Here is a 24,413-nt window from a genome sequence, read left to right as displayed (position 1 = left end):
TATGAGACTAAAACTACTAATTATTTTTATTTTACTGCTAAAGGCCTCTGTATATAGTCAGAATACGAATAATTTCTGGTATTTTGGAAATCAGGCGGGAATATATTTTGATAATTTAGGAGCTCATGCAGCTACCGGAAATCTTTTAGCTTCTGAAGGAGTAGCATCAATTTCTGATGGATGTGGATTATTGTTTTACACAGACGGCGATATAATTTGGAATGCCAATCATCAGATTATGGTGAATGGGAGTGGAATTGGTGGAAAATGCAGTGCCTTTAGTAAATCTTCAAGTTCCCAATCCGCTCTGATTGTACGTCAGCCTGCAAGTAATTCTATTTTTTATGTATTTACGACAGACTGTACTGAAGATAACCTGGTAGATGGTTTAAGATATTCTGTTGTAGATACGAGTATGAATAATGGATTAGGACAGGTAGTTCTAAAAAATCAGCCGCTGCTTGGATTGGCCGAAGAAAAAATAACCGCAGCTAAACATTCCAATGGTTGTGATATTTGGATTATCTCCCATAAATACACAACAAATGAATTCTATTCTTATCTGATAACAGGTTCAGGAATTAATACAACCCCTGTCATTTCATCAACAGGACAAATTCATGATTCATTGAATCCTAATTATATAAATGCTCGTGGCTATTTAAAAGCCTCTCCGAATGGACAAATGTTAATTAATGTAAATCCGGACGGCGCATATTCCTGGGCAGTAACTACACTTCCTGAGCTCTTTAATTTTGATAAACTTACTGGGAATGTCTCTTCAAATTTTGTATTTCCTGCAGATACTCAACATTGGTGGGGGCCATATACTTCTTGGACAATTCCATTTTATGGAGCAACTTTTTCACCGGATAATTCTAAGCTGTATTTAAGCAGTGGGTTTTATGGACCAAATCTTTATCAATTTAATTTAAATGCGGGGACAACAACGGATATTGTGGCTTCAAAAACACTTTTATCTCCGTTTCCTTTTGCTCAGGTTCCGGAAAATATACCGGTTTCATTAGTCAATGCACCCGACGGAAAAATATATGTGGCTCAGAGGTGGAAGGGCTATTTGGGGACAATTAATAACCCCAATGCCTTAGGAGCTGCGTGTAATTATAATGAATCATCATTTAATCTTGCACCTGGAACTGAAAATGATTGGGGAGGCCTGCCTAATTTTTTTGAAGATTACATCAATCCTAAGTCATTATCCGCAAATTTCGCATTTTTACAGGCTACAACAAATAGTTCAGTTCAGTTTACGGATAATTCAGTAGATGCAACCGGTTACTATTGGAACTTTGGGGATGGAGGGACGAGTACATTACAAAATCCGGTACATACATATGCTAATACAGGGTATTACAATGTGAGCTTATCAATAAGCGGTACGTCATGTGATGTTGATAAAATTTGTAAAACGGTGTATGTTGAGCCAAAACTGGGAGTTAATGAAACTGGCAATGTTGTTAATTTTGACATTTCACCCAATCCATTTACTAATGAGATCACAATTAATATAGCGCCAACAAAAGATTTAATGCTTGAATTATATACCGCTGTAGGTGATAAATTAAAAACTATTGATATTTCTAACAAGAAGCAAAGTGTCATACAATTAAGAGAATTGACCCCGGGAGTGTATTTTATTCAATTAAGAAGTAAAGAATTTACAATAAGAAAAAAGATTATAAAACAGTAATTTCAAAGCGATTTTAGTGTTTTATTTCATTTGAATAATATCGTAATATTGGATTGATACTTATCCAAAATTATACTTTTATAAAAATGAAAGGTACACCTTGAATAGTGTACCTTTTCATTTTATAAGTGAATCTTTATAATTTAAAACATAAAAAAAGCATCTTTTTTTCAGATGCTTGTGTTTTTAGATATTCTTTTTTTAAACTTCGTCGTCAGAATCTATAGTATAAGATTTGCTTTTGAAGTCTTTGTCATGTTTTTCTGAAATTACATCCTCACCCTTTTCATTAATGATGAAATCTGTTGACTCATTGAACATTTCCTGGAAACTTTTAAAATCTTCTTTGTAAAGGTAAATTTTGTGTTTTTCAAATGTAGCCTCTCCATTTTCTCCGAAGTTCTTTTTACTTTCGGTAATTGTAAGATAATAATCCCCTGCTTTCGTCTCACGCACATCAAAGAAATATGTTCTTCTTCCTGCTTTTAACACCTTCGTGAAAATTTCATTTTCATGGCGTTCCTTGTATTCACTCATTGTTAGATATTTTTTAATCTTGTTAAGAACAAATATAAAAGATTTCTTTTAATCACAAAATTTTTTTTATGATTTATTTAACAATTTTGAATGAATCGGCTAAGCAGTTACAGAATTGGTAATTTCAGTAAGATTAAGGATTTTATCAGCTTTTTGTGCGCTAGACTCTCTGTGTGTGATGATTATAGAGGTTGCATTATTGATTTTAGTATCAATATTTTCCAGGATGTTTTGTTCAGTTTCAGTATCGAGAGCAGACAGAGAATCATCAAAAATGATGATATTTGGATCCTTAATTAGGGCTCTGGCGATACAAATTCTTTGTTTCTGACCTCCCGAAAGCATCACTCCACGCTCCCCAACGGTCGTTTTATATTGCTCTTTAAAGTCTATGATGTTCTTATGGACATCAGCAATTTTTGAATATTCGATCACTTTTTCGTGGGAAGGATTATCTATCGCGAAACCAATATTATTTTCTATCGAATCAGAAAACAGGTAGCTTTCCTGTGGAATATAACCGATAAAATTTCTATAAACTTCCAGATTGTGATCTTTAAGATTTTTTCCGTCAATTAAAATTTCTCCTTCTGTGGGATCAATTAAACGGCAAAGAAGAAGAGCAATAGTAGATTTTCCACTTCCTGTTTTCCCCATAATAGCCAGTGACTGCCCTGCATTGATGGTAAAGCTTAGGTTTTCCAATGCCTTAATCCCCGTGTTTGGGTATACATAGGAAACATTTCTAAATTCGATATCCCCTTTAATAGAATAGTTGTCGAAATTTTTATTAATAATCTCCGATTTTTTATCGAGAAATTCATTAATCCTCTGCATGGAAGCTTCAGCTCTTTGATTGACAGAGGTTACCCATCCTACCATTGAAAATGGAAATATCAGGGTATTGATATACATGAAAAAATCAGCAATTTTCCCAATGCTTAATTCCCGGGCAATATATTTTTGTCCTCCAATTACGATAATGGCTACATTCAGTAATCCAATCACAAATAAAATGATAGTAAAGAAGTAGGCTTCAGTTTTTGCCAGATCTAAAGCTTTGTCCTGATAGTCTGTAACTTTTACTCCATAATTCTTTTTGATGTAGTTTTCTCTTGCAAAGAATTTTACAACCCTGATTCCTGAAAAACTATCCTGAACAAAAGTCGAGATACCAGATTGGCTTTTCTGCATGATCTTAGACTTTTTGTTGATAATAGAGCTTACTTTAAAAATAAGATATGATAAAATTGGAAGTGGCAACAATGTCCAGAGGGTCATTGATACATCCGTTTTTATCATGTATATACTGGTAATAAGAAGAAGAATAACTAAGTTGACTACATACATCACTCCAGGACCTAAATACATTCTTACTGCTACAATATCCTCGCTCAAACGATTCATAAGGTCCCCGATCGTAGTTTGCTTATAATCCGTTAAGGAGAGTTCCTGATAATGTCTGTAGATCTTATTTTTAAGTTCATATTCAATTCTTCTGGAGGCTACAATAATAGTTTGTCTCATCATAAAAGTAAAGAATCCTGTTAGCAATGAACATCCGACAATAATTGCAACGTAAATTAATACCTGCCTGTTAAATCCCATCTGTCCGCCTTTTGTAAGTTCATCTACCGATTTTCCTACAAACTGAACTTTATAAGTATTGAAAAAATTACTTGCAATGATAAATAACAGCCCCCAAAACAACAATATTTTGTGTTTCCAAAAGTAGGGGTTCAGGGTTTTTAAAGCTTTCATATAGTTTTGCAAAATTACAAAAATACCTTTACACTACGAATTTCATAAATTTTAAATTTTGTATCTTTGCACCCATAAAAAGCTCTTTGAATGTTAGGAAGAAGACAAATCCGTGAAAAAGTGGTGGAAAATGTATATTCATACTACCAAAATCCGATTAAATTTGATGTTTTAGAGAAAAACATGTTTTCGGGTATAGAGAAAATCTATCATCTCTATATTTACCAGCTGAATTTCTTAGTAGGTCTTAAAGATCTGGCAGAAAATCAAATGGAGATTGGGAAGAAAAAATATTTGAAGACCGATTCTGATATTAATCCTAATCAGAAATTTATTAACAATCAAGTGTTAATCAAGTTAGAAGAAAATCCGGAGAGACTTTTCTTTACCGGACAGCACAAAGAATTGAAATGGGATTTGCATGATGATTTACTGGTAAAGACTTTCCAAAGGATTACTGCTGGAAAACGTTATCAGGACTTCATGAAGGTAGAAGAATATTCTTTCGAAGAAGATCAGAAATTTATCGGTAAGTTATTTTTACGATACATCGCCGAGAATGAAGATTTTCATGACTATCTGGGAGATAAAGAATTGACCTGGTCTGATGATATTCATATTTCCAATTCCATGGTTCAGAAGACAATCGGTTTCCTGAAAGAGGATGAAGAAAGCAGAACACTGATCAAAATGATCAAAGATGAAGATGACAAGGCTTTTGCCGGTAAACTGCTTAGAGACACTCTGAACAATTGGGAAAAGAATGAAACGAAACTGGGTGAGAGATTAGAAAACTGGGATTTGGAAAGAGTTTCTTTAATGGATAAAGTAATTTTATCTGTTGCTATTTCAGAGCTTGATCATTTTCCTGTTACCCCTTCAAGAGTTATTATTAATGAATATATTGAAATTGCTAAAGTATTTGCTACGGATAGATCCAATATCTTCATCAACGGAATTTTAGATAAATATTGTAAAGATCAAAATAGAATTTAACATGAAAAAGACGTTATCAATTATCGCTTTGTCTATTATAGGCTTTGGTTTAGTTTCTTGTAAAAAAGAAAATAAAGAAGCTCAAGGTGCTGCCTCTGTAACAGCAGATTCTACTGCTGTAGCTGCAACTCCTACAGATTCTACAGGTGCTCCTGTAGCTACAGAAACAGCTACTCCAGCTGTGTCTAGCCAGCCGTCAACTTCAATTGCTTTATCAGAAAGCAACTTCGATTTTGGAAATATCAAAAAAGGAGATAAAGTACAGCATGTATATGAAGTTACCAATACAGGAAAAAATCCATTAGTAATTTCTGAAGTTAAGCCTGGATGTGGATGTACTGCTCCTGATTTTACAAAAGAACCAATTTTACCTGGTAAAAAAGGAAATATTACATTGCATTTCGATTCTTCAAATTTTGATGGAAACGTTCAAAAATATGCAGATGTATATGCTAACGTAGAAAAAGCTCCTATTAAATTAACATTTACTGCTAATATTCAACCTTAATTAAAATGAATACGCTAACTATATTTTTACAGGCACAGCCGGCTGGAGGATCTTCTTCTATGATGCTGATCATGATGGGGGTGATGTTTGTAGGGTTTTATTTTTTAATGATAAGACCACAAATGAGAAAACAAAAGCAGGAGAAAACTTTTCAGGAAAATCTGAAAGTGGGGAGCAGAGTCGTATTGACTTCTGGTCTTCACGGTAGAATTGCTCAAATCCAGGATGATGGTTTCGTAATTGAAACTTTATCTGGAAAATTAAAATTCGAAAAGGCTGCGGTATCAAGAGAATTTACTGACAACCGTTTTGGAGAGAAAGCAACAAAAGCAGCTGAAAAGACTGCTGAGAAAAAAGAAGTTGAAACTGAAAAGAAATAATTTTTTAGTTTTTAAAATACAATCGGCGCGGTGAACTTTGTTCACCGCGCCGATTTTTTATAAGATATATCAAAAAATGTTGTTAGGTTAATCATCTTTGATATTTTAAGGTTTACGTTATCTTTGTTCAATGAATCAAAATACAGATAAGACTGTTCTTATTTTAGGCGCTAATTCTGATGTTGCAAAACAGTGTATTAAACAGTATCTCAAAAAGGGATTTTCTGTGCTTGCGGCTTCCAGAAATATACATGATCTGAAAAACTTTGTGAGTGAAAACCAACTGGATTCTTCAAGGGTAGAAGTCCTGTATTTTGATGCCATTGATTTCGATTCTCATCAGAAGTTTTATTTTGATCTCCCTGTAAAACCTAATATTGTCGTGTATGCTGCCGGGTTTTTAGTGAACAATCAAGAGGCTTTGATTGATTTTAAAGGTACCCATCAAATGATGCAGGTAAATTATATGGGAGGTGTTTCTATTCTCAATATCATTGCAATGGATAAGAGCAATAAAAATCTTAAAAGAATTATTGGACTTTCTTCGCTTTCCGGGGTAAGGGGAAGAAAAAGCAATTTTATTTATGGGAGTACTAAATCGGCATTTACACAATACTTAGCAGGGCTTAGACAAGAATTATCTTCCAGAAATATTATTGTTAATGCATTAATCATCGGATACATCCGTACTAAAATGAATGAGGGTCTTGAATTGACAGAATCTTTAATGATGGAGCCCGAATATGTTGCGAAGTTTATAGTTAATGCCGGAAATTCATTTACTATCGTTCCCAATTTTAAATGGAAAATAATTTATCATATTTTGAGAATTTTACCTGAAAACCTGGTGGCGAAATTACCTTGATATTTTTCACTAAACATTTTGATTCCTAGTGTGTTTTCACTCATTTCTCATAAATGAGTATATTTTTTAATTTACACCTTCTTGAGCAATCGTTTGGTTGGGTGCTGTATGCCTGATAGAAATTGGAATTCACCTTTTTTTTGAGTATTTTTAAAACTCGAAATTATTTTTTTCAAGATTCAATTTCAAAAATGATCATTGAGTAAGTCTGAAACAGACTGTTTGCTATTCCATTAAATTTAGATATCACTTTTACTTTAAGCCAAAGGCTTAGAGGATATTGTTTTTTGGATATAGGTCATTTTAAAACTGAACAAATTAAAATAAACACGCAACATATCAAAACTTAAATAAATACAAAATGGATGATTTAAAATTGAACAATGTTCAGCAACAATGGGATAACTTCATGACTTCAGCGATTGCATGGGCGCCTAAAATTATTACGGCTGTGATTTCGGCATTCCTGATATATATTATCGGATCATGGATGATCAGAATGATCAAGAAACTCGTTGAAAAAGGTTTTAAAAAGCGTAATATGGAGCCTTCTTTACAGCTTTTTCTATTAAATATCATTAACTGGGGTCTCAATATCCTTCTCTTTATTGTTGTGGTCACTCAGCTAGGAGTACAAACTTCTGCCTTTGTAGCCATGATAGGTGCTGCCGGATTAGCAGTTGGCTTAGCATTACAAGGGTCATTAACCAATTTTGCGGGCGGGATACTTATCTTATTATTAAAACCATTTAAGATAGGGGATTATATTTCAGCAAGTTCGGGAGTCTCCGGCACAGTGAATGCAATAGATGTTTTTCATACCAGGCTGATAACTCCTCAAAATCAATTGATCGTGATCCCCAATGGCGAAATTTCAAATAAGAGCATTACCAATTTTACGCAGCTGGGAACGCGAAGAACGTGGTTTGATATAGGGGTATCTTATGATGCTGATCTAAAAATGGCAAAAGAAATATTGCTCGGAGTAATAAAGAATAATCAATATGCTCTGGAAAATCCAGCGCCACAAGTAGTTGTTACTGAACTTGGGGACAGTGCAATCAATTTATCGGTAAGGGTAACTACTTCCAATGAAAATTACTGGACAATGCTGGAGGAATTAATTATTGAATGTAAATCGGCTCTCGATGCAGCTGGAATTGAAATTCCTTTTCCTCAGCGGGATGTACATGTTTATAATAAATAATGAATCATTTGATATAAAAAAAGTCCCGCATTACTGCAGGACTTTTTTTAATTAATACTTTAATTATTTTAAATTTTGTAGGAGTTCCAATGCCTTCATCATATCAATTCCTTTTCCCAAAACAGGTTTAAATAAATCTCCATTTTCTTTAATTCTTTCCAACGAGTTATGGATATTGAAATCAGTAGGTTTCAATCCTGGTTTTACATCGTTCCAGTCCAAAGGCATCGAAACAGAAGCTCCTTGTTTTGGACGTAAGCTGTATGCACTTGCCAATGTCTGTCCTGTCCTGTTTTGAAGGTAATCGAGATAAATTTTCTTATCATCTCTTTTCTGTAAGCTTCTTTCTAAAGTTGTTATTTTGGGCAGTTTTTCATTGACCTGTTTCATCACAATATGGGCGAAATCCTTTACCTGGTCAAATTCGTATTTAGCACCCATGGGGATATAAATATGAATTCCTGTGCTCCCAGAAGTTTTGCAGTACCCCTTCACCTTAATTGAAAGCAATACTTCGTTCACTTGCAAGGCGGTTTCAATAACATCGTCAAATGTATTCTTTTTAGAAGGATCAAGATCCAGCACTAAATAGTCGGGATGTTCAAGATCTGGGATTGAGCTGTTCCAGGGGTTGAGATCGATACAGCCCAGATTATTGAGATAGGCTAAAGTCGCCTTGTCATTACAGTAAATATAGTCAATGTATTTGTCATTAGATTCTGAGTAGACTTCTGTTGTTTTTATCCATTCCGGAATGTTGTCACTGGCATCTTTTTGATAAAAACCCTGCTCCTCAATTCCATTTGGAAAACGGTTCAGTGACAGAGGACGATTTTTGAGATAGGGTAATATGTATTTAGCTATTGACTGATAATAATCAATCACATCTCCCTTAGTGATGCCATCTTCCGGGAAATAGATCTTATCCTGATTGGTTAATTTTACTTTATGTTTATCCAAAGTAATTTCTTTTTCGGTGTTTTTTGATGGAGTCTTGGCTTTCATTCTTTTAGGTTTTTCGTTTGGTTGATCCATTTTATTAGTTGAATCGTTAATTTCCTCAGGATTTTTATCCTGGCGAATGGCAATAAAAACTGGATGTCTAAAGATTCCGTCTTTAGTAATTTCAGAGTATTTAATTTCGCAGACAAGTTTAGGCTGTACCCATGTTACGGGCATATTTGTTTTGGGAGCAGAGTCAAATGGAGTACTTTTTATAATTAATTTTTTCAACTGCTGATGAAGCTGCGTCAAAGTTTCTTTATTAAATCCTGTACCTGTGTGTCCCGAATAAATTAGTTTTCCCTGATTATATTTTCCTAAAATCAGGGCTCCAAATCCTTCTCTTGAACCTCTCGGTTCTGTAAATCCGCAGATGATAGCCTCTTCGGTATTGGTAAATTTAATTTTTAGCCAGTCAGAAGTCCTGTGATTTTCAATGTATAGACTGTCGGTCTTCTTTGCAATCATTCCTTCCAGCTGCATCTTTTTCATCTGATCAAAAAATTCAATTCCTTTTTCCGGAATATGGTCGCAGTATTTGATCACTTCTGTTTCAACTAATGCTTCTTTTAACAGTTCTTTTCTTTGCAATAACGGGAGCTCTTCCGTAGAATGACCATTCAGCCAAAGTAAATCAAAAACCTGATAAACGAGAGCAAGATTGGGATTATCTCCAATCTGTTGCAGTAATTGGAAATTAGGTTTCCCTTTTTCATCATAAGCTACGATTTCGCCATCCAGAATCATTGTATGTTTTTGTTGGTCAAAATCCTGAGTAATTTTCTCAAATTTCGCCAGAAAAGAAATCCCATTTCTTGAATAAAGCAGATGAGCTTTATGGCTTAAATCAGCAATAGCCCTGTAGCCGTCCCACTTGATCTCAAAAATCCAGTCCTGATCATCGAACGCCTTTTCAAATGATTTTGCGAGCATGGGTTTGATAAAAGAAGTAAGCTTCTTTTCATTCGTTAAAGCATTAAAATTTCGAAATGCAGTTGGCCCAGTTATGACTTCTTTTTGTTGCTTTTTAGGCTTTTTTTTTCCTCTAAAAACTGAGTTACCAATGATTTTGCAGAAGTATTCTGTTCAGCATCGTAACCCGTTTCTGCAAAATCATCTTTATGTTTGATCAACAACCACGAATTATCTTCAGCATTTTTCATTTTAACCAAAGCAAATTCACCTTTCAGTTTTTTACCGTGTAAAACAAATTTTAATGATCCTGCATGCAATTCTTTCAATAATTCTTTTTCAGCAGAAAGTTTAGTGCTTTGTTCCAGTGGTTCGTACGTTCCACTATCCCAGATTTCTACCTGACCGGCACCATAATTTCCCTCAGGAATATTTCCTTCAAAATCTTTGTAATCATAGGGATGGTCTTCAACCATCATTGCCAGACGTTTATCTTTGGGATCCAGAGAAGGACCTTTGGGTACAGCCCAACTTTTTAAAACTCCTTCCATTTCTAAACGAAAATCATAGTGAAGCCGTGATGCGGCATGCCTTTGAATAACAAAAATAAGTTGACCTTTGCCTTTTTTTGTTTTGCCCTCAGGTTCACTCGTTTCATTGAACTTCCTTTTCTCGTTATAATCTTTTAGAGCCATCAGGATGCATTTTTAGATTTTGGACTTTGTAAGCTTGCTTTTAATTGAGCCATCAGGTCAATTACTTTTCCTTCCTTCACTGGTTTTGCTTTTTGTGCTTTTGCAGTTTTTCCTTTTGCTTTCTGCTTAATGATTTTCATCAATGATTCAGAATAGGTGTCTTTATACAGGGTGGGATCAAACTTTTGAGAAAGCTGCTCTATCAGGCTTACTGCCATTTTTAATTCAGCTGGTTTGGGAGCTTTTTTTTCAGGAATTTTTAAATCGTTATAGTCTCTGATTTCCTGAGCAAATCTTAATCTGTTTAAAACCAAAACTTCATTATTGTAAGGTCGGATCATTCCTATAGCCTCACTTTCACGAAGGACAAAGGTTCCAACACCAACCATTTTGGTTTCCGTTAAAGCTTTCATTAAAAGTCTGTAAGCATTTTCTCCATTTTTCTGAGGTTCCAGAAAATAAGGATTTTCAAAATAAACACTGTCCACCTCAATTTCTTTTACAAATTGATCAATAGAGAGTATTTTACTTTTTTCGGGACTTGCAGCTACATAATCCTCATCTTCAAGAACAATGTATCGATCTTCCATGAGGTAAGCCTTTACAATATTTTCCCATTTTACTTCTTTCCCTGTTTTTTCATTGACTCTTTTGAACTTAATATTGGAAAAATCAGATTTATCCAACATGTCCAGATCCAATTTGCTGGTTTCAGTTGCCGAATAAATTTTAACAGGGATATTAACTAAGCCAAAGCCAATGGCGCCATTCCAGATTGCTTTCATTGTACTATGTTTGATTAATAACGTACAATGATTGTGCCGTGTGAAAAATATTTGCTAATTGTGGTATTTCAATTGATCTTGGAAAATACTTTTATAAAAAGACTAACTTATTATTTGTATTTTGTGTCGATATAAAAAATAACCATTAATGAAGACAATTTTTACTTTTTTATGTTTACTTGGAGTAAACATATTCCTCTCTGCACAGAAGGTTGAATACAAAAATAATATCATTGCTGTAGACGGCAATAAAATTGGAAAGGTCGAAGTCCAAAAACAAAATTTAGGCCTTACAAAGAATTTTAATCTTTATTCAATGGATGGGCAAAAACTCGTAATTGCAGTTTTAAGTACAGAATTTGAAGGGGATAGAAATGACAATACAAGCATGTATTACCGTTTTACTTTTCTGCCGACTAATCAGGTTGGAATTTTTAAATTATCCACCCTGGCTATGGAGAAAGGATTCATAAATTTAATTGGAAAGGGATCTATAATTAATGGGAATAGTCTGGATGCGGATAAAGTTACCGAATTGATTGCCACAAAAGGAGTATCACCAAGAACTTCTGTGAACTATACATTGGTATCGCGTAATAGAAACTGGCCAATTGAACTAAGAGAAGGGAAATCGATTGAGCAGGGAGGCGAAACTATCGGCTTTTTTACATCCACCGGAAGTATGGGCGGTCAGGATTCTTATGAGTTTTTTGTTCCGGATGGTATTATGGTGGCTAAGGTGAATTTTGCAGGAGGGAACAATGCGCAGAATTTTGAGCTATTTACTCCACGTGATAAAGTAAGAATAGTGGTTTCTATCCCTCAGAAAGATAAAGTGGGTGGTCTTTCATCATCGATAGACCCTAATTTGCTTACCCTTAAAAGAATTACAGCATGGCTGGTACAGAATAATTATTTGTAAGCCAACTGAAAACTAAAAAACGAAAAGTAATTTAATCAAAAGCGGAAATTTTTTCCGCTTTTATCTTTGGAATGTGACTCGTCGTGTATACTATAGGTAACTTCTGTTAATGCTTTTTCTTTTATTGTCAATTAGCAATTGCCAGTAAATGGTAATTGTATATCTTTAAAATACGAATGAGTAGAGGAATGAAAGAACTATTTGATTACATAAGAAAATTTGGGGTGCTTACTGAAGAAGAGGAAGGCCTGATTGCTGATGGAGTAAGAGAAATAGGTATCCAAAGAGGAGAGGTATTTGTAGAAGCAGGTCGAATAAGTCAGAATATTGCCTTTGTAAAGGAAGGTGTATTCCGTTCATTGTATTATAACAAACAAGGGGATGACTTTACCCGGTATTTTATCTATGAAGGCCGGTTTATAGGAGACTTTCAGGGTTTTGTCAATCAGACTCCTTCCAACGAATATATAGAAGCTATTACGGAGGGGACTTTATTGGTCATTGATTTTGATCACTTTAAAACTTTAGAAAGTGAAATTGCGATTTGGCAGGTTCTCATTGCGAAACTTCATGCTTTTGTTGCTGAAAATAAGCTTAAAGTTGCCAGTACAATGCTCAATCTTGATGCGAAATCCCGATATCTTCATTTTCTAAACCATTATCCGGGATTGGCGAATCGCGTTCCTCAGGCGATGCTGGCCTCATATCTGGGTATTACTCCTTCTTCTTTCAGTCGGATCAGGAAAAATATAGTATAGTTTTTCTTTCTTGTCAAATGACAATTGCCTCCTGCTGTACATGCTATAGATTTGCTCTGTAAAAAAGATAAATTATATAGTATGGATATTGTATTAGGTTTACAATGGGGAGATGAAGGAAAAGGTAAATTCATCGACTTAATCAGTCAAAATTATGACATTGTAGCCCGTTTCAACGGGGGAGCAAATGCAGGACATAGCATTGAGCGTAACGAGAAGAGAATAACATTAAAATCTCTTCCTTCAGGAATCTTTATGGAGGGTGTAGAAAATATAATAGGAGCAGGAATGGTATTGGATCCTGTTAATTTTAAGCAGGAAGTGTTGAAATTACAGTCTTTTGATGCAACAATTCAGGTTGAAAAGTATCTTGCTATTTCTAAAAAGACTCATCTTGTTTTACCCACTCATTCACTGCTCGATGTATTTATGGAAGAAAATCCATCTTATCATACGATCGGAACGACAAAGAATGGAATAGGACAAGCGTATGCAAATAAGGTTCTGAGACAGAATGTAAGAGTGGGAGATATTATGAAACCTGATTTTAAAGAAATGATAAATCATATTCTGGAAAGGGATTATAAACAACTTATAGAGTATGGTCAAAAGCTTCCTCCATTGAAAAACCTGAAGAATGACTTTTTTGATGCTGTAGAATTTTTGAAAAGATTTCGTATGATTGAAGCCGAAGTATTTTTAAACAATTCAATCAAAGATGGGAAAAATATCCTGGCTGAAGGCGCGCAGGCAACGTTACTCGATATTGATCATGGGACTTATCCTTACGTAACTTCGTCAACAACAATTGCATCGGGTGCCTGTAGCGGTTTAGGTATTTCGCCTAAAAAAGTAGGTGAAATCTATGGTGTTACAAAAGCCTATTGTACAAGGGTAGGAAATGGAGTTTTTCCAACAGAACTTTTTGATGAATTGGGGGATGAGATAAGAACCAAAGGAAATGAGTTTGGTTCTAATACGGGAAGGCCGAGAAGAGTTGGCTGGCTGGATCTTCCTGCTTTAAAATATGCTGTGATGATTAATGGTGTGACCCAGTTGGTTCTTACAAAAGCTGATGTTTTGAATGGCTTTGAATCAATAGCAGTATGTACGCACTATCAAATGGAAAATCATCCATCTAAGGTAATCTCGGGATTGGCTGGTAATGAAGGAGAAATTCCGGTTTTGCAATGGATAAAAGGATGGAATACAGATTTCACGAAATGTAAAGATGCTTCTTCTTTGCCCACAGAATTAACTCAATTTCTAGAATTCCTTGAAAAAGAACTTGAGATTCCGGTAAGCTATCTTTCTACGGGACCAGGTAGAGAGGAGATTATAAGAATGAATTAAAAAAAGAGTTTTAAAATAAAAAAGCGAGGTTTTTACCTCGCTTTAAATTTATGCTTTTAAATTCAATTTTAATTCCAGTTCATCAAGCTGTGCATCTGCAATGGCAGCGGGCGCATCAATCATTACATCTCGTCCTGAATTATTTTTAGGGAATGCAATATAATCTCTGATCACTTCATTTCCATCAAGAATAGCAACTAAACGGTCAAATCCGAAAGCTAAACCACCATGCGGAGGTGCTCCGTATTTAAATGCGTTCATTAAGAATCCAAATTGAGCTTCTGCTTCTTCTTTTGAGAATCCTAAAAGATCAAACATTTTAGATTGAAGATCTCTGTCGAAAATTCTGATCGATCCACCACCGATTTCATTTCCGTTAAGAACCATATCGTAAGCATTTGCTCGCGCTTTACCAGGATCAGTTTCCAATAAATGAATATCTTCAGGTTTTGGAGAGGTGAAAGGATGGTGCATTGCATGATATCTCTGGGTTTCTTCATCAAATTCCAATAATGGGAAGTCGACTACCCAAAGTGGAGCGAATACATTTCCTTTTCTCAGTCCTAAACGGTTTCCAAGTTCCATTCTTAATGCGGAAAGCTGTGCTCTTACTTTATTTTCATTTCCTGATAGGATAAGCATTAAATCTCCTTCTTTAGCTCCGAATTTCTCGATGATCTTAGCAAGATCTTCTTCATTGTAGAATTTGTTTACAGAAGATGTTTTTACTCCATCGTTCTGGAATTTAGCCCAAACCATTCCTGAAGCTCCTATTTGTGGACGCTTTACCCAATCTACCAATTCATCGATTTGTTTTCTGGTGTAATCTGCGCATCCCTCAACATTAATCCCTACTATCAGTTCAGCATCATCAAATATTTTGAAATCTTTTCCTTTTACCAATTCATTCAACTCTACGAACTCCATTCCGAAACGAATATCCGGTTTGTCGTTTCCATATTTTTGCATAGCTTCAGCAAAAGTCATTCTTGGGAAAGTTCCAAATTCCTGACCCGTAATGTCCTTGATCAGGGTTTTTGTCATTCCTTCAAATACGTTCATTACATCTTCCTGCTCAACGAAAGCCATTTCACAGTCGATTTGTGTAAATTCTGGTTGTCTGTCGGCTCTTAGATCCTCATCACGGAAACATTTTACAATCTGAAAATATTTGTCCATTCCACCTACCATTAAAAGCTGTTTAAAGGTTTGTGGAGATTGAGGCAATGCATAAAATTGTCCCGGATTCATTCTGCTCGGAACAACAAAGTCTCTGGCTCCTTCCGGAGTAGATTTAATTAAGACAGGAGTTTCCACTTCAATAAAACCTTCTTCTGAAAGATAATTTCTTACTTTTTGCGCCATTTTGTGACGGAAAATCAGTTTATCTCTTACCGGAGCTCTTCTGATATCCAGATAGCGGTATTTCATTCTCAATTCTTCACCACCATCCGTTTCATCTTCGATCGTGAAGGGAGGAAGTTGGGAATCATTAAGAACACTTAGTTTTTCAACTAAAATTTCAATTTCTCCGGTTGGAATATTAGGATTTTTACTGACTCTTTCAATAACTTTTCCGGTAACCTGAATCACAAATTCACGGCCCAGTTTTTTAGCTTCATCCATCAATTGAGCGGAAGAGCGGTCCTGATCTAAAACCAACTGAGTAATTCCGTAACGATCTCGAAGATCTATCCAAATCATAAATCCTTTATCACGGATAGTTTGTACCCATCCTGAAAGTGTAACTTCTTCATTAAGATTTTTTAGAGATAATTCTCCGTTTGTGTGCGATCGAAACATTTGTTTTAGATGTTAGATATTAGACTTTAGATATCAGCCTTCTTAAGGGCTGAATTTTAAAGTGCAAAGATAAGATTTTTGGAGGTGTTATAAATAAAAAACTTCTTTTCATCAGTTTTTGGCAATCCAGTGTATTACAAACAGGTCTGGCGTACTAATGTTTAGGGGCTTTCTTTATTCTGTTTTCTAAATAATACAATTAATTTGTGAGTAGAAATGTAGCCATCAGCTATAGTTTAACTTTTAGATTTTAGATGCTTATTTATAAAAATTTTAACAGCCACGGTTCAGGTGATTTATGCAAGTTTTCTTACATTCGTAAGAACCAACAAATAATCTATTATGGGAAAAGGAGACAGAAAATCGAGAAGAGGTAAAATTAATAATGGGAGCTACGGAAAAAGAAGACCTAGAAAAGCCTCAAAATCATTAACAGCTTCAGAAGAGAAATCTAAGAAGTAACAGAATAAAAAAGACCAAAGATAAATCCTTGGTCTTTTTCTTTATATAAATTAAATTATTTTCCAAAAATACTTCCCAGGATGCCTCCCAATCCACCTTCTTGTTGCTTTTGCTGGCCTCCTCCAAGAACACTTCCTAAAATATCATTTAGTGGATTTCCTGAAGATTGAGATTGTCCGCCCCCACCAAGTACGCTTCCAAGAATGTCATTTAAGGGACTTGATTGTTGAGTTTGTGCCTGGTTAGATGCATTTCCAAGAATTCCACCCAGCAGATCTCCAAGGCCTCCTGCACCAACATTGTTCTGTTGTTTTTCTTTACCGATATAGCCCATGATAAGTGGAGCAAGCATAGCCAGAACCGGGCCTATTTTATCTATTGAGATTCCTGTATTTTGCGATAACTGATTTTCTACATTTTGTTTATCGTTACCAAAAATATGACTGAGAATTGATCCTCCTTCTGCCTGTCTTGCTTCTACTTGTGAGGAATCATCAAGGATACTTCCGTTATGATCTTTATCCAAAGCGTTATTTAAAGCTTCAGCCTCTTTAGAATCTTGAGATTTATTTCTTAAATATGAAATAATTAATGGGGCTGCTACAGCTAACAAAGCGATAATTTGATTTTTACTAATTCCAAATTTGTTCTCAGCCTGTTCTGCAACCTGGTTGCTGGTGTTCCCTGTAAGCAAATCGATTAAACTCATTTTTGTGTTTATTAAATTGTTAGTAAACCAAAGTTATCAAAAAATATTCCCTAACAATTTTTTTAATCTAAAATTACTGTTAAAGTTTGTTATTTTATGTAAGTGCCTGGTATCGTGTTTAGTTTTTTAAAATAGGAACATTAGAACATGCTTCTCCAAACATCAATGACTTAACGATAGGCTTTAATTGTTCAACAAGTTCAACATATGCATTTTCCGGAATTTCTTTATCTGAACATCCTTTTACAAGAACTCTTTTGCCTCTTAACTCATCAAAGTCATATGTTTGAATGGCATTGTGCATTAATATAACTTCAAGATCCTCGCGATTGCCAAAAACTATTTTTTTTGCAACATCGGTAAGCTTAGCAGTGATTACAAAATACGCCCAAAGAGGAACGATTGCATCTGCTGAATTATAAATGTATATATAGGTATCCGTATATTCTTCAGTATTAATTGCAGCCACCTGCTCACGGAAGTCCTTTTCTTTTAGGATCATTTCCTGAAAAAGAAAGTCTTTCAAATCTATACCCTTTCTTACGCCTTTCGGAAGAAGTGTGGCAAGATCAAAATTCACTAAACCGCTTTCATTTACTTTATTTCTGATTTCAAATTCTTCTGACATTTTTTATCATTATCTTTGAGCAAATTTACAAATTAAGATTCAACAAGTCTTAATTTGTTCTCTATCCTTATTATAGAAATGAAATATTATATCATTGCTGGAGAAGCATCAGGGGATTTACACGGAAGTAATTTAATGAAGTCTTTACGGAAAAAAGATCCGAACGCAGAATTTAGATTCTGGGGCGGAGATTTAATGAGCCAACAGGGAGGAAGTTTGGTAAAGCATTACCGTGATCTGGCTTTTATGGGTTTCCTGGAAGTTGCTATGAATCTTCGAACTATTTTAAACAATATTAAATTCTGTAAAGAAGATATTAAGAATAATAAGCCCGATGTGCTGATCCTGATTGACTACCCTGGATTCAATCTAAGAATAGCAAAATTTGCTAAAACACTGGGAATTAAGGTTGTATACTATATTTCTCCTCAGTTATGGGCCTGGAAAGAAGGGAGGGTTGAGATTATTAAAAAATATGTGGATGAAATGATGGTTATTCTTCCATTTGAAGAGGATTTTTATAAAAAACATGGGGTGCATTCCCATTTTGTCGGACATCCTTTACTGGATGCTATATCCGATTTACAAGACATTGATACTGCCATTTTTAAGAAAGAGAATGGGTTAAATGAAAAAGAGATCATCGCTTTGCTACCGGGATCCAGAAAACAGGAAGTTGAAAAAATGCTTGAAATGATGCTTTCTGTAAGGCCTTACTTTAAAGAATATCAGTTTGTCATAGCAGGTGCACCGAGCTTACCTAAAGAGTTTTACCAAAATTATGTAGATGACAATGTTCATTTCGTCTCCAATCGTACATATGATTTGTTAAGATGCTCAAAAGCAGCTTTAGTAACCTCAGGAACAGCGACTTTGGAAACAGCACTACTTAATGTTCCGGAAGTGGTATGCTACCGCGGAAGTAAAATTTCTTATGCCATTGCCAAACGGTTGGTAAAGAATATCAATTATATTTCTTTGGTCAATCTCATTATGGATAGGGAAGTGGTAAAAGAATTAATTCAAAATGATCTGAATACTGAAAATTTAGTTGAAGAACTGAAAAAGATTTTGGAAGGCGAAAAAAGATTAAAAGTTTTAAATGATTATCAGCTTTTACGAGAAAAGCTTGGTGGAAGGGGAGCGAGTGACCATGCAGCTGAGGTGATTATAAAAAGCTGAAATAATGTAAATAATGATATATAATCGCAGAATTCTTTCTGCGATTTTTTTATTTTACCCCCGTGATTTTTTATTAATTTTATAATGCGGATATCTTTATTGACAGAAATGTTTTTTTTGAAACGCATTTTTTTAAAACGCATTTTTTTAAAAAACGAATAACCTATAAAACAAATTATAACAACGAGAAGGTCTTTTCTACGGCAAGGTCTGCTTGCGGCCGGTGGTCCTACCTTCCCTGTGTATTCTACATGGACCACTGAAATGTCTGGTACATTACTGGGGAAATGATGATCGCTCAAAAGGAGCTTATGCACTTTATGGACCGGGACAGTGGTTTCGCATCAGGCCGGTTTTGAAAGAGCCTTTTCTACATACACATTTCGCAGGAGAACACCTGGCAGATTGGCAGGGCTTTATGGAGGGCGCAATTGTTTCAGGTGAAGCAGCCGCAGAAGAGATTAAATGAGTATTGCTTTAAAATATTTTAATTACTTATAACAAATCGCAGGAATTTTTTTCTGCGATTTTTCTTTTATAAACAGATTTGATGTTGTTTTGAAAATTCCCAAGCTTTGATGTGCAAATTTTTATTTCAATAAATATTTTTGAGTAACATAAATTTTAAATTGAATAAACAACCACATCTCATTCTTGCTATCTGGTTTATCCTCGGAATCTTTTTTCAGGATCAGATTTTATGGGGTAAAACTTCAATTGGCATTATCATATTTATGTTTTCAGGAATGCTCATTTTATTATTCTTTCATTCTTATTATATGTCGAAAATAAGAGCAATTCTTTTAGCCTCCATGTTTTTTTTCTTAGGAATTATTTTGCACTCGTTTAATACTTTTTATGATAAGAATGATTTGAAAGAGTCTAAGGGACTTATGACATTTAAGATATCGAGAAAGCTGAACTCAACGGATAAGTATAGAAAATATGAAGTCATTGGTCGGGTTGAGAAAATGAATGTTACTTCAGTTTTATATGTTCCTAAGGTTCGGGCTCAGCTGGATTTTAATCATTATTATAAGGCACAGGTTTTTATTAGTAAAGTAAAACCTCCCTTGTATGATTTTCAATTTAATTATTCCGGATATCTCAAGAGAAGGCATATTGCCTACCAAATGTATGTTTATGATGATGTCTTATCAGCAGCCAGAACCGATCTTAGTTTTAAAGAACGGATTCAACAAAAAAGACTTGAGGTCTTACAAAGCATAGATAAGATAAGTGTTTCTATTCAAAGCAGAGAATTTTTGAAGGGAATCATCCTTGCGGACAGAACGGAAATGGATCCTTCCACTGTAGAAGATTTTAGTAAATCAGGACTGGTGCATTTTCTTGCCATTTCCGGAACCCATATCATGGTAGTCTTTGGCTTATTCTACTATCTTCTTAAATTGATTTTTCCTTTAAAATTAAGAAGGTATGTACTCATTATGAGCTTAGTATTTATCTGGATGTTTGCCGGATTCATTGGGTTTGGAAATTCGGTGCTGCGCTCATGTATTATGCTTACTGCCTATTTTATGTATGTTCTGCTTCAGCGAAAACCTGATGTTTTGCATGCTATGGCTTTATCTGCTTTTATTATTCTGATCTTAGATACCCATCAGTTGTTTAATGTCGGTTTTCAGTTGAGTTTTATGGCAGTCTCAGGAATTTTTTGGCTGAATGAACCTATTCTAAAATGGTTTCCTAAGCAGGATAATTATTTAAAGAAGCTTGTTTTTAATACCGTTTCTATTTCGGTTTCAGCGCAACTTGCTACTTTTCCTTTAGTTCTTTATTATTTCCATCAGTTTTCGTTCATTTCAATTGTTGCTAATTTTATTATTGTTCCCTTTTCTGAGTTGATTATTATATTCTCCCTGATTATGACCATTTTAATAACATTAAAAATAAATCTGGATATTGTCAATACGGTCTATGACATGACGATCGATTTTTTATTAAGGGCTATTCACTGGTTCGCAGGGTTTGATATATTATTTTTTGAAAATATCCCATTAAATCTGGTTGAGGTTTTCATTTTACTGATCATACTATATCGTTTAAGATTTGTTATTCTTGAGTTTAATTTAAAAAATAAACTGGTATTTATGATGACAGTTTTATTGTTTTATATTGCCCGGATAAGTTTTAACATTAAGGAGAATGTGAAGGAAGAAATTTTGATATTCAGTATGGGAAAAGATAAAGGGGTATTAATCAAAAAAGGCAATAGAGCGTGTTTTTGGAGTACAAATAATTCTGACAACAAGAAAAATATCAGATATATAGTTAATCCTTATACTACATTCCGGAGATTAAAAAGCATTGAAATAAAAAGTTTAGCTAAGTCGGCAAAAAGGATTGTTTACAATGGCAAAATTTATGATATAAAGTAATTGTTAATTTTTTTAATTTTCCTTTTATTTACTACATTTTTCATTCTTATTTAGAAAGATTACAAACTGGCTAATAGTGAGATTTCTCACTTTATAATATTGTTAACATTTCCTAATTTTGTAGAAATTCAAATTTAAACTTAATATGGCAGGTTTAACGAGTTCTACGATAGGTAGAAAATATGCTATGGCATTATCAGCTATGTTTTTGCTGATTTTTCTTATACTGCATTTAACAACAAATTTATTATCTGTTATAAATCGGGATGCATTTAATACAGCATCTGATTTTATGGGGTATAATCCTTTTGTTCAATTCTTAATGCAACCTATTCTTGGTTTCGCAGTACTTTTCCATTTTATTATGGGATTTGTATTGGAGATTAAGAATAATAAAGCACGTCCGATTAAATATGATTCTAACAACGCATCTGTGAATTCTTCATGGATGTCTAGAAATATGATTATTTCCGGAGCTGTTGTATTAGCGTTTTTAGCGCTTCATTTTTATGATTTCTGGATTCATGAAATAAACTACAAGTATGTAGAAGTATTGGCTCCTGATGCAGAACGTTTTTGGCCGGAATTGCATGAGAAGTTTGCTGATATCTGGAGAGTAGCTTTATATGTGATCTCATTTGTTTTATTGGGATTACACCTGGCTCACGGATTCCAGTCTTCTTTCCAGTCAATTGGAGCAAGACATCCAAAATATACTCCGGTAATTAAAGCAATAGGAACTTGGTATTCAATCCTTATCCCTTTTGGGTTTATTTTTATCGCAGTTTATCATTTTATAACTCAATAATATCAATATACTAATATGAGTAAGTTAGATTCAAAAATTCCTGCTGGTTCTCTTAAGGACAAATGGAAGCATCATAAAGACCATATGAACCTTGTTGCACCAAACAACAGAGATAAGATTGATATTATTGTTGTAGGTACAGGTTTGGCAGGAGGTTCTGCTGCAGCTACTTTGGCTGAGCAAGGATATAATGTAAAAGCTTTTTGTTATCAGGATTCTCCAAGAAGAGCGCACTCTATTGCAGCTCAGGGAGGTATTAACGCTGCTAAAAACTATCAAGGTGATGGTGACTCTACCTATAGATTATTTTATGACACGATCAAAGGGGGTGACTATAGAGCGAGAGAAGCAAATGTATACAGACTGGCTGAAGTTTCAGCAAATATTATAGACCAGTGTGTTTCTCAAGGGGTTCCATTTGGTAGAGATTACGGGGGTCAGTTAGATAACCGTTCATTTGGTGGAGTTCAGGTAAAAAGAACTTTTTATGCAAAAGGACAGACAGGTCAACAGTTATTATTAGGTGCATATTCTGCAATGAGCCGCCAGATCGGTAAAGGTAGAATTAAAATGTACAACCGTCATGAGATGTTGGATCTTGTTATTGTAGATGGAAAGGCGAGAGGTATTATTGCAAGAAATCTTGTTACCGGTGAAATTGAAAGACATTCTGCACATGCAGTTGTTATAGCATCTGGAGGATATGGGAATGTATATTTCCTTTCTACCAACGCAATGGGTTCAAACGTTTCTGCAGCCTGGAAAATCCATAAAAAAGGAGCGTATTTTGCGAATCCTTGTTATGTGCAGATTCACCCTACTTGTATTCCGGTTCACGGAACACAACAATCTAAATTGACTTTGATGTCAGAATCATTAAGAAACTCAGGAAGAATCTGGGTTCCTAAAAAGATTGAAGACTCAGTGGCCATCAGAGAGGGTAAATTAAGACCCGAAAATATTAAAGAAGAAGACAGAGATTATTATTTAGAAAGAAGATATCCGGCATTCGGTAACTTAGTTCCTAGAGATGTTGCATCAAGAGCAGCTAAGGAAAGATGTGATGCTGGGTTCGGAATTGAAAATAATGATACACAAGAAGGTGTTTATCTTGATTTCTCTACAGAGATTATGAAAAAAGGTAGAGAAGCGGCTATTGAAAAACACGTTCATAATCCTACAGATCAGCAACTTTACGATTTAGGTAAAAGCTGGGTTGAAGAAAAATACGGGAACTTATTCGTCATGTATGAAAAAATTACAGCGGATGATCCTTATAAAACTCCAATGAAGATTTACCCGGCAGTACACTATACAATGGGTGGTGTATGGGTTGATTATAACCTTCAGTCTACAATTCCTGGATGTTTCGTAATTGGGGAAGCCAACTTCTCAGATCACGGAGCAAACAGACTTGGAGCTTCTGCATTGATGCAAGGTCTAGCAGATGGATATTTTGTACTTCCTTATACAATCGCAGATTACCTTTCTGCAGATATCAGAACAGGTGCGATTCCAACAGACTCAGGTTCATTTGATGAAGCTGAAAAAGGAATTAAAGAGAAAATTGATTTCTTCTTAAATAATAAAGGAACTCATTCTGTAGACCACTTCCATAAGCAATTAGGAAATATTATGTGGAACAAAGTTGGAATGGGAAGAACGCCTGAAGGATTAAGAGAAGCTATTAAGGAAATCGAAGAAGTGAGAAATGACTTCTGGAAAAATGTAAAAGTTCCTGGAGAAGGAGAAGGAATGAACACTGAACTTGAAAAAGCTTTCAGAGTGGCAGACTTCCTGGAACTTGGACAGTTAATGGCTATCGATGCATTACATAGAAACGAATCTTGTGGTGGACATTTCCGTGAAGATCACTCAACTCCGGATGGAGAAGCAGAAAGAGATGACGTAAACTTCAAGTACGTTGGAGCTTGGGAATATCAGGGAGCAGATATCAATCATGAGATTCTGCATAAAGAAGACTTGATATATGACAACATCGAGGTTAAAACAAGAAGCTACAAATAATA

General features: G+C 34.8%; 23 protein-coding genes. 15 read left to right on the top strand and 8 right to left on the bottom strand.

The window, feature by feature from the left end; genetic code table 11:
* Window position 1: 1 nt before the first annotated feature.
* The gene (locus CEY12_RS12045) at window positions 2-1,711 is read left to right on the top strand and encodes a PKD domain-containing protein (RefSeq protein WP_089027929.1); all 1,710 of its coding nucleotides are present in this window, start codon (window positions 2-4) and stop codon (window positions 1,709-1,711) included.
* A 201-nt stretch (window positions 1,712-1,912) separates the two neighbouring features.
* Here the strand turns inward: CEY12_RS12045 and CEY12_RS12040 are convergent, their stop codons facing one another.
* Both CEY12_RS12040 and CEY12_RS12035 read right to left on the bottom strand, forming a co-directional pair.
* The gene (locus CEY12_RS12040; RefSeq protein WP_034679055.1) at window positions 1,913-2,248 is read right to left on the bottom strand and encodes a DUF3276 family protein; all 336 of its coding nucleotides are present in this window, start codon (window positions 2,246-2,248) and stop codon (window positions 1,913-1,915) included.
* Window positions 2,249-2,347: 99 nt separating this feature from the next.
* Window positions 2,348-4,009 (bottom strand): ABC transporter ATP-binding protein, encoded by a 1,662-nt coding sequence (locus tag CEY12_RS12035; protein WP_089027928.1) that lies wholly within the window; start codon window positions 4,007-4,009, stop codon window positions 2,348-2,350.
* A gap of 90 nt (window positions 4,010-4,099) precedes the next feature.
* Between CEY12_RS12035 and nusB the strand changes: the two genes are divergently transcribed.
* The 5 genes from nusB (at window position 4,100) to CEY12_RS12010 (ending at window position 7,965) form a co-directional block, all read left to right on the top strand.
* Window positions 4,100-5,005, top strand: coding sequence for a transcription antitermination factor NusB (gene nusB / locus CEY12_RS12030; RefSeq protein WP_089027927.1), 906 nt, complete (start codon window positions 4,100-4,102; stop codon window positions 5,003-5,005).
* Window position 5,006: 1 nt separating this feature from the next.
* A complete protein-coding gene (locus tag CEY12_RS12025) occupies window positions 5,007-5,513 on the top strand; it encodes a DUF1573 domain-containing protein (protein WP_089027926.1) in 507 nt (168 codons plus the stop codon).
* Window positions 5,514-5,518: 5 nt separating this feature from the next.
* Entirely contained in the window at window positions 5,519-5,893 is a 375-nt protein-coding gene (gene yajC, locus CEY12_RS12020) for a preprotein translocase subunit YajC (RefSeq protein WP_089027925.1), read from the top strand.
* Window positions 5,894-6,023: 130 nt separating this feature from the next.
* The gene (locus CEY12_RS12015) at window positions 6,024-6,758 is read left to right on the top strand and encodes an SDR family NAD(P)-dependent oxidoreductase (RefSeq protein WP_089027924.1); all 735 of its coding nucleotides are present in this window, start codon (window positions 6,024-6,026) and stop codon (window positions 6,756-6,758) included.
* 361 nt (window positions 6,759-7,119) lie between these two features.
* On the top strand, window positions 7,120-7,965 hold the full coding sequence (locus CEY12_RS12010) for a mechanosensitive ion channel family protein (RefSeq protein ID WP_089027923.1): 846 nt from the start codon (window positions 7,120-7,122) through the stop codon (window positions 7,963-7,965).
* 63 nt (window positions 7,966-8,028) lie between these two features.
* Here the strand turns inward: CEY12_RS12010 and ligD are convergent, their stop codons facing one another.
* The 3 genes from ligD to CEY12_RS11995 form a co-directional block, all read right to left on the bottom strand.
* A complete protein-coding gene (ligD, locus tag CEY12_RS12005) occupies window positions 8,029-9,900 on the bottom strand; it encodes a DNA ligase D (protein WP_089027922.1) in 1,872 nt (623 codons plus the stop codon).
* A 71-nt stretch (window positions 9,901-9,971) separates the two neighbouring features.
* Window positions 9,972-10,574 carry a DNA polymerase ligase N-terminal domain-containing protein gene (locus CEY12_RS12000; RefSeq protein ID WP_089027921.1) on the bottom strand — a complete coding sequence of 201 codons (603 nt, stop codon included), beginning with the start codon at window positions 10,572-10,574 and terminating at the stop codon, window positions 9,972-9,974.
* Complete coding sequence (locus tag CEY12_RS11995) at window positions 10,574-11,359, bottom strand: Ku protein (RefSeq protein ID WP_089027920.1); 786 nt, start codon at window positions 11,357-11,359, stop codon at window positions 10,574-10,576. Before CEY12_RS11995 ends, CEY12_RS12000 begins: the two co-directional genes overlap by 1 nt.
* Window positions 11,360-11,507: 148 nt before the next feature.
* On the opposite strand from CEY12_RS11995, the gene CEY12_RS11990 reads away from it, so the two are divergent.
* From CEY12_RS11990 to CEY12_RS11980, 3 genes are all read left to right on the top strand, one after another.
* Complete coding sequence (locus tag CEY12_RS11990; RefSeq protein WP_089027919.1) at window positions 11,508-12,281, top strand: hypothetical protein; 774 nt, start codon at window positions 11,508-11,510, stop codon at window positions 12,279-12,281.
* Between the two features lie 176 nt (window positions 12,282-12,457).
* The gene (locus tag CEY12_RS11985; RefSeq protein ID WP_228409684.1) at window positions 12,458-13,039 is read left to right on the top strand and encodes a Crp/Fnr family transcriptional regulator; all 582 of its coding nucleotides are present in this window, start codon (window positions 12,458-12,460) and stop codon (window positions 13,037-13,039) included.
* An 81-nt stretch (window positions 13,040-13,120) separates the two neighbouring features.
* Entirely contained in the window at window positions 13,121-14,392 is a 1,272-nt protein-coding gene (locus CEY12_RS11980) for an adenylosuccinate synthase (protein ID WP_089027918.1), read from the top strand.
* Between the two features lie 48 nt (window positions 14,393-14,440).
* Here CEY12_RS11980 and aspS read toward each other — a convergent pair whose 3' ends face one another.
* Window positions 14,441-16,195, bottom strand: coding sequence for an aspartate--tRNA ligase (gene aspS / locus CEY12_RS11975; protein ID WP_089027917.1), 1,755 nt, complete (start codon window positions 16,193-16,195; stop codon window positions 14,441-14,443).
* Window positions 16,196-16,537: 342 nt separating this feature from the next.
* Here aspS and CEY12_RS11970 point away from each other — a divergent pair, with 342 nt between their 5' ends.
* Window positions 16,538-16,657, top strand: coding sequence for a 30S ribosomal protein THX (locus tag CEY12_RS11970; protein WP_089027916.1), 120 nt, complete (start codon window positions 16,538-16,540; stop codon window positions 16,655-16,657).
* A gap of 55 nt (window positions 16,658-16,712) precedes the next feature.
* Here the strand turns inward: CEY12_RS11970 and CEY12_RS11965 are convergent, their stop codons facing one another.
* Together CEY12_RS11965 and CEY12_RS11960 are read right to left on the bottom strand one after the other, a co-directional pair.
* Window positions 16,713-17,366 carry a DUF937 domain-containing protein gene (locus CEY12_RS11965; RefSeq protein WP_089027915.1) on the bottom strand — a complete coding sequence of 218 codons (654 nt, stop codon included), beginning with the start codon at window positions 17,364-17,366 and terminating at the stop codon, window positions 16,713-16,715.
* Between the two features lie 118 nt (window positions 17,367-17,484).
* Entirely contained in the window at window positions 17,485-17,994 is a 510-nt protein-coding gene (locus tag CEY12_RS11960; RefSeq protein WP_089027914.1) for a DUF2480 family protein, read from the bottom strand.
* Between the two features lie 78 nt (window positions 17,995-18,072).
* Here CEY12_RS11960 and lpxB point away from each other — a divergent pair, with 78 nt between their 5' ends.
* From lpxB to CEY12_RS11935, 5 genes are all read left to right on the top strand, one after another.
* A complete protein-coding gene (gene lpxB / locus CEY12_RS11955; RefSeq protein ID WP_089027913.1) occupies window positions 18,073-19,176 on the top strand; it encodes a lipid-A-disaccharide synthase in 1,104 nt (367 codons plus the stop codon).
* A 223-nt stretch (window positions 19,177-19,399) separates the two neighbouring features.
* Window positions 19,400-19,645, top strand: coding sequence for an FAD-dependent oxidoreductase (locus CEY12_RS11950; protein WP_228409683.1), 246 nt, complete (start codon window positions 19,400-19,402; stop codon window positions 19,643-19,645).
* Window positions 19,646-19,805: 160 nt separating this feature from the next.
* Window positions 19,806-21,575 carry a ComEC/Rec2 family competence protein gene (locus CEY12_RS11945; RefSeq protein ID WP_089027911.1) on the top strand — a complete coding sequence of 590 codons (1,770 nt, stop codon included), beginning with the start codon at window positions 19,806-19,808 and terminating at the stop codon, window positions 21,573-21,575.
* Between the two features lie 145 nt (window positions 21,576-21,720).
* A complete protein-coding gene (locus CEY12_RS11940) occupies window positions 21,721-22,383 on the top strand; it encodes a succinate dehydrogenase cytochrome b subunit (protein WP_089027910.1) in 663 nt (220 codons plus the stop codon).
* Window positions 22,384-22,398: 15 nt separating this feature from the next.
* Complete coding sequence (locus CEY12_RS11935) at window positions 22,399-24,411, top strand: fumarate reductase/succinate dehydrogenase flavoprotein subunit (RefSeq protein WP_089027909.1); 2,013 nt, start codon at window positions 22,399-22,401, stop codon at window positions 24,409-24,411.
* Window positions 24,412-24,413: the final 2 nt, after the last annotated feature.

This window comes from Chryseobacterium sp. T16E-39 (assembly GCF_002216065.1).
In the GTDB taxonomy this organism is placed as follows: Bacteria; Bacteroidota; Bacteroidia; order Flavobacteriales; family Weeksellaceae; genus Chryseobacterium.
Note: the sequence above shows the minus strand (reverse complement) of the source record. Positions and strands in the feature narration are given on the sequence as shown.

Coding starts and splice junctions, on each gene's coding strand:
- CEY12_RS11990 (WP_089027919.1), top strand. CDS start 11,508: ATGAAGACAATTTTTACTTTTTTATGTTTACTTGGAGTAAACATATTC.
- lpxB (WP_089027913.1), top strand. CDS start 18,073: ATGAAATATTATATCATTGCTGGAGAAGCATCAGGGGATTTACACGGA.
- nusB (WP_089027927.1), top strand. CDS start 4,100: ATGTTAGGAAGAAGACAAATCCGTGAAAAAGTGGTGGAAAATGTATAT.
- CEY12_RS11935 (WP_089027909.1), top strand. CDS start 22,399: ATGAGTAAGTTAGATTCAAAAATTCCTGCTGGTTCTCTTAAGGACAAA.
- yajC (WP_089027925.1), top strand. CDS start 5,519: ATGAATACGCTAACTATATTTTTACAGGCACAGCCGGCTGGAGGATCT.
- aspS (WP_089027917.1), bottom strand. CDS start 16,195: ATGTTTCGATCGCACACAAACGGAGAATTATCTCTAAAAAATCTTAAT.
- CEY12_RS12040 (WP_034679055.1), bottom strand. CDS start 2,248: ATGAGTGAATACAAGGAACGCCATGAAAATGAAATTTTCACGAAGGTG.
- CEY12_RS12000 (WP_089027921.1), bottom strand. CDS start 10,574: ATGGCTCTAAAAGATTATAACGAGAAAAGGAAGTTCAATGAAACGAGT.
- CEY12_RS11980 (WP_089027918.1), top strand. CDS start 13,121: ATGGATATTGTATTAGGTTTACAATGGGGAGATGAAGGAAAAGGTAAA.
- CEY12_RS12010 (WP_089027923.1), top strand. CDS start 7,120: ATGGATGATTTAAAATTGAACAATGTTCAGCAACAATGGGATAACTTC.
- CEY12_RS12015 (WP_089027924.1), top strand. CDS start 6,024: ATGAATCAAAATACAGATAAGACTGTTCTTATTTTAGGCGCTAATTCT.
- ligD (WP_089027922.1), bottom strand. CDS start 9,900: ATGCTCGCAAAATCATTTGAAAAGGCGTTCGATGATCAGGACTGGATT.
- CEY12_RS11960 (WP_089027914.1), bottom strand. CDS start 17,994: ATGTCAGAAGAATTTGAAATCAGAAATAAAGTAAATGAAAGCGGTTTA.
- CEY12_RS11970 (WP_089027916.1), top strand. CDS start 16,538: ATGGGAAAAGGAGACAGAAAATCGAGAAGAGGTAAAATTAATAATGGG.
- CEY12_RS12035 (WP_089027928.1), bottom strand. CDS start 4,009: ATGAAAGCTTTAAAAACCCTGAACCCCTACTTTTGGAAACACAAAATA.
- CEY12_RS11995 (WP_089027920.1), bottom strand. CDS start 11,359: ATGAAAGCAATCTGGAATGGCGCCATTGGCTTTGGCTTAGTTAATATC.
- CEY12_RS12045 (WP_089027929.1), top strand. CDS start 2: ATGAGACTAAAACTACTAATTATTTTTATTTTACTGCTAAAGGCCTCT.
- CEY12_RS11965 (WP_089027915.1), bottom strand. CDS start 17,366: ATGAGTTTAATCGATTTGCTTACAGGGAACACCAGCAACCAGGTTGCA.
- CEY12_RS12025 (WP_089027926.1), top strand. CDS start 5,007: ATGAAAAAGACGTTATCAATTATCGCTTTGTCTATTATAGGCTTTGGT.
- CEY12_RS11985 (WP_228409684.1), top strand. CDS start 12,458: ATGAGTAGAGGAATGAAAGAACTATTTGATTACATAAGAAAATTTGGG.
- CEY12_RS11940 (WP_089027910.1), top strand. CDS start 21,721: ATGGCAGGTTTAACGAGTTCTACGATAGGTAGAAAATATGCTATGGCA.